At 27.7% G+C, this 16,242-nt stretch carries 10 protein-coding genes; 3 read left to right on the top strand and 7 right to left on the bottom strand.

Features of this window, described 5'->3' with window-relative positions; all coding sequences use genetic code 11:
• Nucleotides 1-5: 5 nt before the first annotated feature.
• The gene (gene mutS / locus N187_RS03995; protein WP_025419946.1) at nucleotides 6-2,588 is read right to left on the bottom strand and encodes a DNA mismatch repair protein MutS; all 2,583 of its coding nucleotides are present in this window, start codon (nucleotides 2,586-2,588) and stop codon (nucleotides 6-8) included.
• A 75-nt stretch (nucleotides 2,589-2,663) separates the two neighbouring features.
• Between mutS and N187_RS03990 the strand changes: the two genes are divergently transcribed.
• Nucleotides 2,664-3,173 carry an STAS domain-containing protein gene (locus N187_RS03990; RefSeq protein ID WP_025419945.1) on the top strand — a complete coding sequence of 170 codons (510 nt, stop codon included), beginning with the start codon at nucleotides 2,664-2,666 and terminating at the stop codon, nucleotides 3,171-3,173.
• Nucleotides 3,174-3,192: 19 nt separating this feature from the next.
• On the opposite strand, the gene N187_RS03985 is transcribed toward N187_RS03990, so the two are convergent.
• Genes N187_RS03985 through N187_RS03975 form a run of 3 tightly spaced genes read right to left on the bottom strand, consistent with a single transcriptional unit; the run spans nucleotide 3,193 to nucleotide 10,619 of the window.
• Complete coding sequence (locus tag N187_RS03985) at nucleotides 3,193-3,711, bottom strand: OmpH/Skp family outer membrane protein (protein ID WP_025419944.1); 519 nt, start codon at nucleotides 3,709-3,711, stop codon at nucleotides 3,193-3,195.
• Between the two features lie 35 nt (nucleotides 3,712-3,746).
• Nucleotides 3,747-6,179 carry an outer membrane protein assembly factor BamA gene (gene bamA / locus N187_RS03980; RefSeq protein ID WP_162271518.1) on the bottom strand — a complete coding sequence of 811 codons (2,433 nt, stop codon included), beginning with the start codon at nucleotides 6,177-6,179 and terminating at the stop codon, nucleotides 3,747-3,749.
• A gap of 48 nt (nucleotides 6,180-6,227) precedes the next feature.
• On the bottom strand, nucleotides 6,228-10,619 hold the full coding sequence (locus N187_RS03975) for a translocation/assembly module TamB domain-containing protein (protein ID WP_025419942.1): 4,392 nt from the start codon (nucleotides 10,617-10,619) through the stop codon (nucleotides 6,228-6,230).
• A gap of 78 nt (nucleotides 10,620-10,697) precedes the next feature.
• Here N187_RS03975 and tmk point away from each other — a divergent pair, with 78 nt between their 5' ends.
• Together tmk and N187_RS03965 are read left to right on the top strand one after the other, a co-directional pair.
• Entirely contained in the window at nucleotides 10,698-11,306 is a 609-nt protein-coding gene (gene tmk / locus N187_RS03970) for a dTMP kinase (RefSeq protein WP_025419941.1), read from the top strand.
• 29 nt (nucleotides 11,307-11,335) lie between these two features.
• Complete coding sequence (locus N187_RS03965) at nucleotides 11,336-11,953, top strand: hypothetical protein (RefSeq protein WP_025419940.1); 618 nt, start codon at nucleotides 11,336-11,338, stop codon at nucleotides 11,951-11,953.
• Nucleotides 11,954-11,960: 7 nt separating this feature from the next.
• Here N187_RS03965 and N187_RS03960 read toward each other — a convergent pair whose 3' ends face one another.
• The 3 genes from N187_RS03960 to N187_RS03950 are packed head-to-tail and all read right to left on the bottom strand — an operon-like array spanning nucleotide 11,961 to nucleotide 16,235.
• Nucleotides 11,961-13,067 (bottom strand): thymidine kinase, encoded by a 1,107-nt coding sequence (locus tag N187_RS03960; RefSeq protein WP_025419939.1) that lies wholly within the window; start codon nucleotides 13,065-13,067, stop codon nucleotides 11,961-11,963.
• Nucleotides 13,068-13,098: 31 nt separating this feature from the next.
• Nucleotides 13,099-14,736 (bottom strand): S1C family serine protease, encoded by a 1,638-nt coding sequence (locus tag N187_RS03955; RefSeq protein WP_233275061.1) that lies wholly within the window; start codon nucleotides 14,734-14,736, stop codon nucleotides 13,099-13,101.
• Between the two features lie 20 nt (nucleotides 14,737-14,756).
• A complete protein-coding gene (locus tag N187_RS03950) occupies nucleotides 14,757-16,235 on the bottom strand; it encodes a hypothetical protein (protein WP_025419937.1) in 1,479 nt (492 codons plus the stop codon).
• Nucleotides 16,236-16,242: the final 7 nt, after the last annotated feature.

Genomic DNA, 16,242 nt, shown 5'->3' with positions numbered 1-16,242 from the left:
AATATTTATCCTCTAGTCTTTAAAATTATTTCACTTAGTAAACTCATAGCTTGAAAAGGAGTAATGTTATTGATATCTATCTTAGAAACAAAATTCTTAAGTTCTAAATAAGCTGTCAGATCTGACTCATAACTTAAATTTTCTTTTCTTTCTTCTTCACCATCATTAATAACAGAAGTAAATGAAGTAAAAAGTGTCTGTGCACAAAAGCGCTCTCGACTAGTTAAACTTTTAAGAATAATATCGGCTCTTTTAATAACTTTTAAAGGTATACCAGCTATGCGAGCAACATAAATTCCATAAGAATTAAGAGAAGGCTTTTCTTCAACTTCCCTCAAAAAAATAAGTTCATTTCCTTGTTTTTCAATTTTCATTGAAAGATTAATAAAAGAATCATGATTAATAGCAGAAAGCTCATGAAAATGGGTCGCAAATAAACTCCTAGCCCTGATATGTTCCAAGATGTATTCAACAATCGAACATGCAATAGCAAGTCCGTCATTAGTACTAGTACCTCTCCCAACCTCATCCATAATTATTAAGCTATCCTGAGTTGCATTCCTTAAAATATTAGCCGTTTCATTCATCTCTACCAAAAATGTAGACTCACCTTTGGAAATATTATCACTTGCCCCTATCCTACAAAAAATCTTATCTGTAATCCCTATTATAGCTTTATCAGCAGGCACAAAAGAACCAATATGCCCCATTAATACAACTAAAGCAGTCTGACGCAAGTAAGTTGACTTACCTGCCATATTAGGACCAGTAATTAAACAAAAATACTTATCACTATCAATCCTCACGGAATTTCTAGTAAAAGCCTCCACTCCTCTCATATAATGCTCAACAACAGGATGTCTAGCATATTCAAGAATAATTTCTTTATTATTAGTTAAAATAGGCCTTACATATTCGTTCTTTTTAGCTAAATACGCAAAATTAGAGACCACATCAATATATGCACAAAACTCACCTATCTTCTTAATAACCGAACTGTGCTTAACAACTTTTAAAGATACGTCATCAAAGATCTCTTGCTCAAGAGCTAATAAATTATCCTCAGCATCATTAATTTCTCTTTCAAGTTCAATAAGTCTGTTAGTTTTATATCGTTTAACAGAATTTAAAACCTGATTTTCTATAAAATGAGAAGGAACTTGACCATAATAACTCTTTGTAACCTCAAAAAATAACCCTCTAATATTAGTTTTCTTAATTTTAAGGCTATTAATTTTACTAAAATTCTTTTCAAAATTAAGATAATCATCAACATACTTACTTGCATTATTTTTAATTTCTCTTAAACGATCAACCTCAGAATTATACCCACGTTTAATAAGCTCATCCTGCTCATTTGAGATAGAGCTATCAATTAAAGAATAAACTTCTCTTATGTTATCTTCATCATCAACATCAAATATCCAATAATTAAAAGAATGCTCATTAAAGAGCTTTTTTAATGAAAAAAATGATATCAAAGTTTCTCTAACAAACAAAAAATCTTTTTTAGCATATTTTTTCATCTGAAGTCTCGAGATTATTCTCTCAATATCCCAAACATCACTAAGAATATTTCTCAATTTCATACTTAAATTAACATGATCGTGTAAAAATTCTACATGAGTTAATCTATTGTTAATTTCAGCAATATTTAGAAGCGGATTTAATATATATTCTCTTAAAAGTCTCTTCCCCATCGGAGTCTTACAATCATTTAACACTGAATAAAGAGAATAACGAGACGTCAAATCATTATTGTTTTTAACAAGTTCAAGATTTATTTGAGTAACATCATCAAGAAACATATATGCAGAATCATTATTAATATGAATCGTGTCAATATTGATCAATAAATTCTTCAAGTTATTTTTTATATAATCTATTATTAAAAAAGACGAAATATAATAAGGCTCATCCTCTTTAAACCCAAGAGCACCCAAACTAAAAACATTAAAATGTTCTTTTAATGTTTTTTTAGCAACTTCTTGATCCAAATTCCAATGGGGAACCTTATTGACTAAAAATCGATCAAGAGAAAGTTTTTCTAAATACTCATAGTAGAAATTCTCTGAAACTATTATTTCTTTTGGATAATATTTCTCAATATCCCGTCTTAACCTTTCTAAAAAACTTTCCTCATAAAGGATTATCCCAAGTTTAGAAGTTGACAAGTCTATATAAGAAAACGAATAATAATCCTTATAATCACTAATAGCTACCAAGTAATTATTAGCATCATCTTGTAAAAAATCCTCATCGACAACAACTCCAGGACTTATAACTTCAACAACTTCTCTTTCTAAAGGCCCTTTAGAATCTGTTTGTAATCCTTGCTCACAAATCGCAACCTTTTTATCAAGTAGGATTAACTTTTTTATATACTCTTTACTTGTATGACAAGGCACACCACACATAGGAACACTCTCTCTTTTAGTTAAAGTTAATCCTAACAGCTTACTTCCCTCAAGAGCATCATCAAAAAACATTTCATAAAAACTACCTACTCTAAAAAACAGAATAGCGTCTTGATATTGACTCTTAATGTCTAAATATTGCCTCATCATCGGCGTAATATCTTTTTTCATATAGACAATAATAAAATTATAATTGATATTATTAAAACTTTACAATATACTTAAAATTATCAAAAGAATGTAAAAATGGAAAAAGATAGTTCTCAAAATAATGTCTTTTATATATGTAAAGGTGATTCTATTTTCATAAAATTAATTAACAGACTTACTGCGTTATATTCAGTAAATTTTAAAACATTTATTAAAAATATATTTATAGATAATGATGATAAAATCAATAAATTATACGTAGACTTATCAGAAACCAAATACTTAGATTCAACTTTTATGGGCGTGCTATTGTATATTGATAACAAAAGTAATGAACGCAAAAAAACTTTTAAAATAATAAATTCAAGCAAAGAAGCACTTGAAAACTTAAAATCCCTTGGTCTTGAAAAGATATTAAAAATAGAAAATAGAGAAGAAAAGCTACAAAAAAGTAACATGAAAGAATATCTTTGCTTAAATGTACATAAAAATACAATATTTAAATCAATGTTAAAATCACATATTTTACTATCAAATATTAATAAAAACAACAAAAAAGAATTTTGCACCCTAATCAGGCGACTTAGAAAAGAAAATAATAACTAAAGACAAACCCTACAATGTACTACTGTTCATTCAAATACCTAACAACATCATCTGTTATATCAACAGTACTATTATAATAAAGAATATAAGGATTATCCTTTTTCATAACTAAAGAAATACCATTAGTCTCTGCAACATATTGAATGCCATTAAGTATCTTATTTCGAAGCGACCCATCGCTATTTAAACTATTCATATTAATTTGCTTCTGCTGTTCAAGATTACCCCTAGCCAAACTTTTAAGCTTCTTAAGTTCATCAACCTTTAGGTTATATTGATTACCATATAATCTAGCACTCTCTATATCATGAGCACTAATAGATTCATCATACATTTTTCTCAAATCCTTGATCTCAGAATTCAAGGCATCTATTTTTTCTTGATAATGACTTTTTAATTGATCAAGATTAGATTTTAATTGCGGACTTAAAAATTCAATTACAACTTTTTCAAAGTCAACAATACCTACTTTTGTAACATTCAATGGAAAAAGATTTAATGGAAAGAAATATGCAAATAAAAGAACTATAAAAGCCATAAAAACCCTCCTTATGAAAAGCTAGCTAAATTATATTAGTATCTCATATCAATGGCTAAGAAAAATTTGAATCCACCAAAGTAATTATAATACCTATTAACCCCTGCATCATTAAAATAAAATGGATAAGCTATCACAAAAGACAAAGGCATTTGAGGAAGTACACTTCTAATTCCAAATCCCCAACTAAAAATAAAATTATTAAAGGGAACAAATAAAGCATTTTCTTGCTTCTCCAAAGCATATGAAGCTATATCTAGAAACAAAATATCCCAAACTAAAATATTTTTAATCAAAGACATTGATAACTGAATAGTATTTACAAACGAACTATAAATATTATTCAAAGTTCCCCATCCTCTTGCAATCATAAAGTTTTCACTAATAACTATAAGATGATGCGGCTGTATTTCTATTTCAAAACCATTTCCAAGTGGTGGCAAAATATTTGAATAAACACTTCGTAAAGTTAAGATTAAATCAAAAATTGGAGTAAAAACATCTTGATAACCTAAAAGAGAGAAATACCTTTCAAAAGTAGTTGTAACTTTTGAAAAATGACTCTGTCCAAATAAAAACCCGCCAAAAAAATCAAATTGCTGCTTAAGCAAAAAACCGTTATTAGATAAAGAATGAGAATTTCTTGTATCCCACGCAATACTAATACCAAGAGAATTTTCAAATCGAATAGTATTATAATTATCCCTCAAATAATAATTTGAAGGTCTATTAACATTATCATCATAATATACATATTTCAAAGCCGTTTGAACAGTTCCAGCAAATGACTGCTTTCCAAGATAATTAGAAAAAGTATATCCAGTAAACCCACTAATGCTAAATTTAGCTAAAGAATAATTCATAATATTAAAATCTGAAAAATTCTTAGAATTATTATATTCTTCCCAACTTACAAAAGGATCTGGTACCTCCTTTTTGCCTGTAAATATAGGTCCATTAATATCTTGATAAGCTGTATTTACAGAATGTGAGAAATCAAAAAATCCCCCAATAGTCCATCTAGTCTGCATAAACCAATTATCTTCAAACATCAATCTAAAGCTTTGCTCTGAAAAAGCAAGATTAAGTCTTGCAGACAAAGAATACCCCTCACCTAAGAAATTAGATTGCTCCCACTGTCCAAAAACTGAAAATGGAAGCCAAGAATTACTCACCCCACCAAAATTCATACCAAACCTAAAGCTAGCTGTCTCTCTCTCTTCAACAGCAAAATCTATTTTCATTAAACCCTCAATATTACTTGGAACAGCATAGGGAACAACATTTCCAAAATAACCAAGTCTCTGCAAGTTAAACAATCCCATCCTAAGTTTTTCTAAACTAAAAACATCACCTTCCATTAACGGAATTTCTCTAAGTATTACATGAGAAGCTGTTTTTTTATTACCTGAAACAGTAATGGATTCAATATGTGCTTTATCTTTTTCTACTATCTTAATATCATGATCTACAAACTCATCTCTTATCGTCCTAGAAGGCACAATTTCTGTAAAGATATAACCATCTGAGTAATACTTTTCCCTAATTTTCTTAAAATCTTGTTCAAATCTTGAATCATCAAAAATATCTCCTTCTTTAAAAGTAATTAGAGATTGCAATTCTTCTAATTTAAAAACTAGATTACCAGTAATCTCAAACTTACCAAATTTAAAAACACTACCCTCTGAAATAAAATATTTTAAGTAAACCTCTTTTTCTAATTTTTTAGAATCTCTGGGAACTTGTATATCTACAGTACTCTTTACAACTTTAGCATTAATATATCCATTATTCCTATAATAAGATTCAAGTTGATCTTTGTCTTTATCAACATTTGATTCTAAATACTTACCGTCAGAAAATAAAGATGCTGGTTTTGATACTAAATATTTTCTAAGAACATGACTCTTAAAGTTCAAATTTCCTTCAAAAGAAACCTCTTTAACAACATATTTAGAACCAGAATTAATTTTAAATATAATATCTACTAAACTATCTTCCTCTTTAATTTCAAACTCAACAGTAACATCAAGATATCCAGCATCTTTATACATTTCTTCAAATTTAACAACACTCTTTTTAATTTTTGCAAGATTTAAAGCTTCTTTTGCCTTAATATGTGATTTATCACGCAGTTCACTATTCCAAAAAACCCTACTATCATCAACAAAAGTAACAGTTCTTACTAAGGACTTTTCTTTCACAAAAAATGTAATTACAAGCTTATCATCTTCTATTCTAAACTCAGGCCGAATAAGTCCTTCAAAATAATCAAGAGCATAAAGGTCAACTTGCAATTTATCAAAAAGTTCATCAGAATAAGCTTGTCCCAAATAAACATTCAAAATAGGTCCAAGATCATTTTCCCTTATATTTTTAAGACCATCAAAGTTCACACTCTTTATTATCTTACCCTTATATTGCTCCTGAGAATAAACCAAATCAAACACAAAACAGGAAAAAACCATAACAACAAAGATTCTAAATAACTTCACCCCCCAAACCCCTTACATAATTTAGTATCTAAATTTCCAAAAAATAGATATCTGATTGCCTATACCACGACCATTTTCCTTAAAATTATAATCAAAAGTATAGTCAACAAAGAAAAACGGTGAATTGAGCTCAAGACCAAAATTAACATTAAAACTTAAATTTTGAGAAAATGGTGTTACTTCTTCTTTTAAAAATCCAAATCCCGCCTTCAAAAAAACACCATCATCAATATACTTACCCACTTTAACATTTGTTTTATCAAGAACACCTGCAAAAGTTGTTGGACCACCTAAAACACCAATAGCATTCCTTAATATATCCGTTTTTATACTCAATAGGTCTAATTTTAATACAGAACGTATATAATCTTCAATAGGCTGTACTATCAGATCAACTAAAATATCACTAGCCAGTCCAAGTGCCATCTCAGCTGTATTCGTACCTGCTGACTGTAGTCCATATTCACCTCCAATTATTGCGTTTGATAAAAGATATTTAATTTCTTGTTCCGTTCTCGCAGGATAAGATGAAAACTTAAGATCCCATAAACTCAAAGGACCATTCATGCTCATTGTTATTAAAAAATTTTCACTACCACCCTTAATCACATTTGTAGCCTCAACTTTTACCCACGGATCAAATTTGTTCTTATTTTCATTAAAAGATATATATGAACCACTCTTAAAGGTAAATTGTTTATTATTATAATTGAAAGAACCATTTGAAATACTTAAATCTCCCTTAAGGGTAAAATCATCCGTTTTAGTGTCAGATTTAAACTCAAGTTTATTTCCTCTTGTAATAATAGCATTCAAGAAGGAAATCTTATTATCTGGCCAATGAAAAGCAACATTACTATCAAAATTAATTTTAAAATCTGTAGCAATATCCAAACCCTTATAATTAACATCAGATACTCCAACTTTCTTCTTGAATCTTTTATAAGGATTTATTAATAGATCAACAATCGAATTTTCAAGTAAATAAACCCAAGCATTTGAAACATTTAGATCTCCTCTAAACATAATTTCTTCAGGATTACCTTCAATAAAAAAATAACCTGAAGCATGTCCAACAAAATTTATAGTTACTTTATCAAATTGAATAGGTACTCCAGAACCTTCAGAAACACCGATATCTATCTTATAATAGTCAACAATACTATCACTCAGAAAATTTAGGTTCAAATGGGCAGCAACACTGATATCAGAATAATAATCTAAATTAAATTTGTTCTCAATAATTACACTGTTATCTTTAATGGTAACTGGTACATCAATCAACTCTAAAATTCTACTTCTTCCATTCTGTCTAGAAAGTCTTAGATATTCAGTACTTATCAAAGCATGTATTAACTTAAACTCTCCATTAAGATTTGGATTATATAAATCACCATTAACATCCAATGAACCAATTAAATCAAGATTATAGAGAATAAAATGTTCCTTAATATTAAAAAAAGTTTTTGAACCCAATAAATCTTCTGTAATTGAACTTGAACTAAATTTAATATCCTGCACATTACTGGTAATTTTATTATTAAAAATATTACCTGATGCAAAGAAACTAAGAGGCAAATAATCATTTAATCTAATATAAAAATTACCATCATTATACTCATACAAACAACTAATAAGATCATATTCAATTGATGACATAATAAACTTTTCGCTATTATTTTTAAATTCAATTGTAAGATCAGAAAGATTTTTATCTTTATATTTTAAATCTCTTAAAGCAATCTCTCCATCAATTTTACTCTTTAAAATACCAAGCTCTTCATCAATTTTCTCTTCAAATTTTTGAAAACTTGCATTCACCTTTGAAGAGAAAATCTTGCTATCAACATTCAAATTAGCAATACCAATAAAATTCTTAATATCATACCTGAAACTACCTGCTAAAACTTTTTTTCCATTCTGACTTGCCTTTATATTATAAATATTAAGATTATTATCAACCAATCCCAAATTCAAAGAGCAATCTGTGGGAACACCCAACAAAGACAAGTCATCTGTTGCAAGATAAGCACTAAGAGAATAATTAAACAAATCACTATTTTTAAAGCTCAATATAAAATTACCATTAATCTTTCCATTTAAGAACGAAAAGAATCTTAAATTATTAAAATCAAATCCCTGAAATCTACCAACAAAATAACTTCCATCTTCATTAGAGTCAACACCCAAGAAATAACGCTCTGAATTCACATACGAAAACAAGTTCAAATTACCACTAAGTTTATCATTTAAATTAAAATATCCTTGCCCTTGTAAACTTGAAATCCTATTCGTAAATCTAATGTTTGAAAGACTAATTTTTTTATTCTCATATATGCCCTCAAAACTAAAATTAAAATTATAAGCAGGATTACTAGAAATTTTATCTAAGCTGAACTTAGTAAATGTAACCTTCAAATCATTATGTATTCTATGGTAATCTCCAGAAGAATTAACATTTAATAAAATCTCAGAATCCCCATTATAAAAATGAAAATCATTAATATCTAAAAAATAAGATATAGATGAATCAGAATAATTTAAACTTACTAGTGATCTAGGCGAAAATTGAAAGTTAAAATACCTATTTTTGAAATCTAACTCAAAATACAAAGGATAACTCTTGCCTAAATAATTAAACTCAGTATTTATATTTAAACTATTATCAAACAACCGTATCAAAAAATTAGAATTTATACTACAATCCCCATTACTATAATTAAAGTGTTTTACTTTATAAACATCTTTTTCCCCACTTGCATCAAACATTAAATTAAAATTATCCAATTTTGATAAGACAGAAAAATTGAGATTATTCAATTTGCTCCTAGTATAATCAAAAGTATTTAAATTAAACTCTGAAGTTAAATTTAAATACTTACCTGACAAAAAATGTTCAGGAATAATCTTAGTTATAAGGGTTTCTGGAAGTACATCCTTTAAGAAAAGCATAGGAAACTCTTTAACGCTCAAATTAAGATTAAAATTCTCCTTATCAAAATTACCCTTCAATGAAATTTTAGAATTATTGCTAGCAAAATTCAGTAAATAATCAACATGGATAATATCTTGAGCAAAACTCGTTTTCATATCCAAATCTCGAATTTTAAGCCTGCCGATCCTAAAATCATCAGACTTTACACAAAAAAATTGACCTTCCTTACTAAAATCTAAATATCCATTAAGATCCTTAAAACTAAAGATTTTTGCAGATCTAAAATCAAGCCTTCCCATCGGCACTAAATCTTTTAAAGAATAATAGCCCTTATAACCAACAAACCCTCTCTTAAGTTTCACAAAAGCATCCTGTACATTCGCAATTTCTTCATTACCTTTAATTTGTACTCTTACCCCTTGAATTTCTTTGTTTATCATATTAGCATTTGACGATGAATTTAATAAGAATGCATACCGTAAATCTTTATCTTTAAAATCATAAGACAATGCCAACTGACCATTCAAACTTGTATCAAGATAGTTTTTATAATTACTTAAATTTTTATTAAGACTTATCCAACTTAAAAGATTTAAATCAAAGAATAAAGCTTCCAATCTCAAAAAATTTTTATTAAAATCATATCTCAAATTAAAATCCAAATTTTCTCTTATAATATTAAAAATTTCAATATTTCCCTTCGAATAATTTATCTGAAATCCTTGTTCAAGCAAACTAAAATGATCTGTATGTAATTCTAAAAAACTAAAATTAATATATCCATCTTCAAGATCTTTTTTAAACTTACCTTCAAAATAAAAAGTTGAATCAAGAATACTTTTAAGGCTAACAGAAGAGTTTAAAACTACAAGAGAACTAAAATCAATAACAAAACTAAATAAAAAATCATCATCGAATGTCTTTAATACAAAACTCTTAATCTGAAACCTCAAAAAATTATCAGAATTTAGTTTAAGATTCATATCAATATCTTCTAAACACACATGAATACTATCAAAGGAATTAAACATTTTGCTAAGTATCGCACGACAAATACTATCACCACTCAACTTCAATTCACTAGAATATAAATCCTGAGATTCAAGAAACTTAAAATTATTTAAATCAAAATTTAAGGTACTGCCCCTCAAAAAAATATCCAAAATAATATTTTCATCTCCTAATAACAACCTAAACAAATCCAAATTAACCTTAACAGTACCTATCAATATTTTATCTTCATCATTCAAGCTCAACTCCAAATTATCTATTTTTATTGAAGATAAAAAATAAGGATCAATCTTATCATATTTAATTTTAAAGCCAGATTTCGATTCAAAATAATTTATAATAAGAAATCTAGCAGAATAAATTTGAAATTGAACAAATAAGATAAAAGTTATAAGAATTGATATAAAGACTAAAACTGAAAAAAGAAAAGACAGAGTAATCTGATTCCTTATAAAAAACAAATTCATATATTTACGCAAGTATTATTATTATATAATACTTAAAGTAAGTATCTAACCAATTAAAATATCTAAGGAGAAAATTTTGTGAACAAGATCCTAAAAAACTTCTATTGCATAGAAGGAATTGATGGAAGTGGAAAAACAAGCATAACTCAAAGGCTAAAAAAATTATGTAATAACAACTTAAAGTACCATTTTACACAAGAACCATCAAAAGGAATAATTGGAGAATTCATAAGACAGCAACTAACTAATTTTAAAAATCCTTTAAGTCAAGTATCATTGACCTATTTGTACTTAGCGGATAGATATGAACATTTATACAATACAAAGAACGGAATAATAAAAATACTAAATAAAGGTCAAACAAAAGTGATAACCGACAGATACTTATTTTCATCTATAGCATATCAAGGAGAATTAGGATACAAATTAAACAAAGATTTCCCCCTGCCCGAAAAAATTTTTTTCATAAAAACAGACCCCAACATTGCTTATAAGCGCATTCAAGATAATAGAAGAAAGGCTGATCTTTTTGAAATTGAAGTAACGAAACTTAAAAAAATTAATTCTAGATATACAGAAACACTCAAAATGTTTAACGACCTAATTGACATTATATACCTTGTAAATTCAAATGAAAAAGACTTAGAAATAAGCGCACAAAAAATCTTTGAATTAATAAAATTTTAATATAATAAATTAAAGGGAAGAGCACAAATATGCACCATAAAAATTTTTTTGCATCATGTCTAGTAATATTTTCAATTCTACCTATAAATAATATAAATGCATCATCAAAATTTTTCTATGCTGAACAATGGTATGTCATTTTTAATGAACAAATGAAAAGAAAACCCGATAACTATAAAAGGAATATATTTTTTTTACAAAATGCATTAAAATACCCATTTGGCAACCCAAACTACTCTTTAGCAAAAACAGAAACAAGAGAAGAATGGGATAAATATAAACTCCTCTTTAAAATGCATGTAAATCTGCTTCTTGTCAAGCAACATCTATACTTAGGAGACTTATTCGATATACGATATGCATATTTTTATAAAACCCCCCAAAAAAAAGGGTTCCTTGAAAACTTAAATCAAGCTACAAATTTTTATAAAATAGCTGCTAATTACTACACAGAAGCTTTAAAATACTACGAACAATTGGACAAATATAAATTCACTAAAATGCAAGGTGATATGATAACAAACTGGGAAAATGAATATCATAGAATTAAAATGAAAGAACTTAACTATTATGATATTATTGAAAAAGAATTAATGCGTATTGAAAAAACAAAGAATTTTTTTCAAAAAAGACCAAATTACTATTAATATCCTTTTAAAGGATCCATTTATGCTCTCTTAAAACAATTACTTTTCGAATATAGTCTTTACTAAGAGAAAATTTATTAATAAGCTCTTTAAAATCTTCCTTGCTAAGGATATTATACTCTAATGAAAGCGTAATCAAAGCCCTCTCAGCTAAGAAAGGCAATTTTAACAAATTTTCTAAAACCTCAATATCATATTTTCCCCTAGACTCAATTAAAAGAGAATTTGCAAAATTTGAATTCCTCACATTACTGCTCAAGCCGACAATCTCTGCCTCAAGCAACTTTTTATCACCTTGAGCATATAATAATGCAAAAGGTTTAAGAATAGTAAAAAAATATTCCCTACCAACAAGATAATGATGCTTAGAGCACCTTGTAGCATAATTTGGATAAACAGCAGACTCAACAATCTCATCACCACCAACAATCAATAAAGGATCAAAATAAGGTGCAGCTATTTCCTTTCCTCTATAAAAATAATATCTGTATGTTAAAAAAGACTCATCCATACAATTAATATGCTCACAATAAGCACCAAGACGACAAATTTTATCTGAATATTCTATCAACAGTTTAGCAGTATTATTAAATATCTCTTTCCTAAAATTATAAAGTAAAGTAGGAAGTACAAATAACACATTTGAATCTAATGCAATTTTATTTAAAATAAAAACCAAACGTTCATCATAAAAACAAGTTTCATCAATAATAAAAGTTCCATATTCAGGATTATTATCTATTAATTGATCTACATCAAAAGAACTACCTGCAAAATCAATTCCATCAATCTTATCACTCCCACCACCCCTATAAGGAATAACATTTTCAGGATAATCATTAAACCTCTTCTTATCAAGAACATTTCTAATAAAGAATACATTAGCCCTATTTCTACGTCCCTTGGTAATGGAACTTAAAACTTTAGAAGATTTACTCTTAATAACAAGAGAATCCTTATAGATCTTAGCAGCGTATTCTGTCTTACCACTACCCATAGGACCAATTATAAGTATTAAATTCAAATTATCTTTAAAATTAAAGTGACTAATAGATAAAATATTATCAAGCTTAGATTCAGTACCTCCACTTACCAAATTCAGATAAAAGCTCATAAAAATCAACTCCACAAATATTAAACATTTTTTACACAAATACAATAGAATCAAAAGGAATAATAAACTGCATAGGGGTTCCTAAATATCCTGAAAACAATCTTTTAACATAAAGCAATAAGATAAATACTCTTTTATATTTAACATATTTAAAATCATAAACAAAAATTTCATCATTGACCTTAAAATTAAGTTCATCCCCAAGACTATTAAAAAACACCTTAGAAACTCTATACTCTCTCCCAGAAATTAAACTTAAATTTAAACCCAAAAAAATTCTCATCAAATTCCTAAAAGAATCTCGTTCTACAATACTCTCAATAATATCTTCCGGCCGATCTTGTGGATATAAATAACTCTCATACTCCTTATCATTTCTCTTATACCTAATTTTTAACATAGACTTTCTTTGTAAAACATAATATTGAAGATCTTTTAAGCTCTCAAATTTCAAAGAATTAACACTCAGGATAAAATCTCCACTCTTCAATCCACCAATATCTGCAGGAGAATTAGGAGCTACATATGATATCTCCAGGTTTTTCATACTTTCAAAAAAAGTAAATCCTAACCACTTATTTCTCAAAATGCCACCTCCATACATAAATGGTAAGACCTTTAAAACCCATTTTGACGGTATAACAAAATTAAGACCTTGAGAATGCACAATACCAGCAAATGTAAGCCCAACAAACTTACCATTTTCATTTACAACAGGCCCCCCAGAATTTCCCTGATTAATGGCAGCATCAATTTGGTAAGAATCACCCACAGATAACAAATTTCTATTCTTGCCAGAGATTATCCCTGAAGTAATAGTCTTCTCGAAGCCCATGGGAGAACCCATAGCATAAATTCTATCACCAACATTAATATTTGAAGAATAACTCAAATTAAATTGATGATCTAATTTAAATGGAATCTTAATTAAAGCAAGATCCATTTCTTTTGAATAAGCAATTACTTTTGCAGGCAATTTCTCACCTTTGCCTCTTGGAAGTCTTACATAAAGACTGGAAACTCCATGATAATCACTATCAACCTGAGAACTAATTATATGATAATTGGTTAAAGCATATCCGTTAAGACTATCAATAACAAAAGCAGATCCCAAAACAATATTTGGCAGTACATGGCCGTTTAAAATTTTAGTACCCATATCTACCCAAACTGTTAAAACAGCCGTATCAAGCAAGATATTCCTTGAAAGATATTTTTCATTAACAAAAAAATTTTTTAAAGAATCAAAAGCATTATCAAATAAGTAATACTTTGCAAAAAAACTTGCAAGCATTGGGTCCTTGAGCCTTAAACTCTTAAGATGATTCAAAATTAAATGTTCTTTACTCTCACCCAGCATGATACCAAATAAATTTAAAGTCTCAAGCTTAAAGAATGCTCTCTCATAATCTTTTTCCCTACAAAATTTAAGATATTCATTTTTGATTTCAGATAAAGCTCTATCTTTCAAGTCTAAGATAGATTGATCCATCTCAAAACCACTATTTTTTAGATTGTAATAACTTGAAAGAGCAACTTCAAAATTATTATCTTCTATATGCTTACTTATACTTTCAGATGGAATATAATAAATCTGCTTATCATCGACGTCTTTTATTGTACTGCATGAAAAAATTAACATCAAAATAATAAAAATTTTCCTATGCATCAACAACTAACTTTTAAAAGCTAATTAAAGTTATGATAAACATCAAAACTATCATCTAAAATAACTCTCCTAACTTTTAAAACTCCTTTATCATAAATTTCAACATAATTAAACCTTTTAGCACCATTAATCTTTTTATAAACTGAAATCAAATCTCCAAAAGAATAATTTTTAATTTCAATAACATCAAAATTATTAAAGACTCTCTTCTCTATTAAACTCTTTTGAATCTTTAAATCAGACACTCGTTTTGGATTTAAGCTTAACATAATAGGACGAAAAATTTCTGGAACATCAGCCATTAAAAATTCATTAATACCTACATAATCAAAACTATAACCAAAATCATCAAAAATTTCATATCGAAAAGAATCTAAAGCAAAAGTATATACACATCTTTTATCTGGATAATCCACCTCAATCATACTAACATAAGGATAAACAGAATAACTAACCTTATAACCAAGCAAGGTATTTTCATAACGAATAGGAATTTTATCTTTGAAATAAACTTTATTAAAATACTTCTCTTCTAAGCTTAAATCTGTAGAATAGTTCACTATTTGTGAAAAAAAACTTACTAAACTTCCATCCTCAAATACTACAACACTATTTTTATCATTCACAAAATATGTGCCAGACAAATTCTTATAATGACTTAAAAATTCATCTTGTATAATAGGATCTCTTAAAAGTTCATAAAACATTTTATATTCACCTATTATTTCGGGAGGCTCATCTTTAAAAAACATATAAGCTTCATCAGGTGTTAAGAGTTTATATTTAAGCAAATATGTACTCTGTACACCATTTAATTTTTTACTCTTATTCTTTAAAAAAGTAAATAAAGCAATGGAATTAGATTCATTTAATGTTGTATTTTTAAAAATAAAATCAATATTATCACTTTTGAAAAAAGAATCTTCTTTTAATTTAAGTTTACTAAAAAGACTTGGAAAAAACTTATCTTCTCTCAGAAACCATTTAAAAAACCTTAAATCATCACCATACATAGCAAAAGAATTTTCTAATACTTTATCAAAACTCCCCTTAAAATCCTTAAGTCTATTAGAAGCTTCAAGCCTCATGTAAACCAAATCTTTATCATTCTGCAAGTCACCGTCCAGTTTATCATAAAGCTCAATAATATTTCTATTTTCAGAGATATCTTCATTTTGACTCAAAATCAATGAAAAATACTGATAATATAAATCTCTAGGCTTTACAAACTTAAAATTATCAATTTCTATAGCAGATCTTAACAAATAAATTCTATCTAACAATGAAATATCATTTCTTAATGAAAGTCTATAAAGGGAATCTGAGTTCTTTAAATTAAACTCAAGAGAACCATAAAGCATATCAAGCTCCCTCTGAGTACCAGCAAAATTTTTAGCTTCAATAAAAAGAATTTCCGATATATGATTATTTATATCCTTTAAACCAGCATTCAAGTTTGCCAAACTTAAAACCAAAAATATAATTTTTAAGACACCCATAAGACTC

Origin of the sequence: Borrelia anserina Es, assembly GCF_001936255.1 — a bacterium.
GTDB lineage: Bacteria > Spirochaetota > Spirochaetia > Borreliales > Borreliaceae > Borrelia > Borrelia anserina.
This window is presented reverse-complemented; position numbering and strand designations above follow the sequence as displayed.

Bases quoted from the DNA above. Each gene is read 5' to 3' on its own strand.
- N187_RS03955 (WP_233275061.1), bottom strand. From the start codon at position 14,736: ATGCATAGGAAAATTTTTATTATTTTGATGTTAATTTTTTCATGCAGT.
- bamA (WP_162271518.1), bottom strand. From the start codon at position 6,179: ATGGTTTTTTCCTGTTTTGTGTTTGATTTGGTTTATTCTCAGGAGCAA.
- N187_RS03985 (WP_025419944.1), bottom strand. From the start codon at position 3,711: ATGGCTTTTATAGTTCTTTTATTTGCATATTTCTTTCCATTAAATCTT.
- mutS (WP_025419946.1), bottom strand. From the start codon at position 2,588: ATGAAAAAAGATATTACGCCGATGATGAGGCAATATTTAGACATTAAG.
- N187_RS03990 (WP_025419945.1), top strand. From the start codon at position 2,664: ATGGAAAAAGATAGTTCTCAAAATAATGTCTTTTATATATGTAAAGGT.
- N187_RS03975 (WP_025419942.1), bottom strand. From the start codon at position 10,619: ATGAATTTGTTTTTTATAAGGAATCAGATTACTCTGTCTTTTCTTTTT.
- N187_RS03950 (WP_025419937.1), bottom strand. From the start codon at position 16,235: ATGGGTGTCTTAAAAATTATATTTTTGGTTTTAAGTTTGGCAAACTTG.
- N187_RS03960 (WP_025419939.1), bottom strand. From the start codon at position 13,067: ATGAGCTTTTATCTGAATTTGGTAAGTGGAGGTACTGAATCTAAGCTT.
- N187_RS03965 (WP_025419940.1), top strand. From the start codon at position 11,336: ATGCACCATAAAAATTTTTTTGCATCATGTCTAGTAATATTTTCAATT.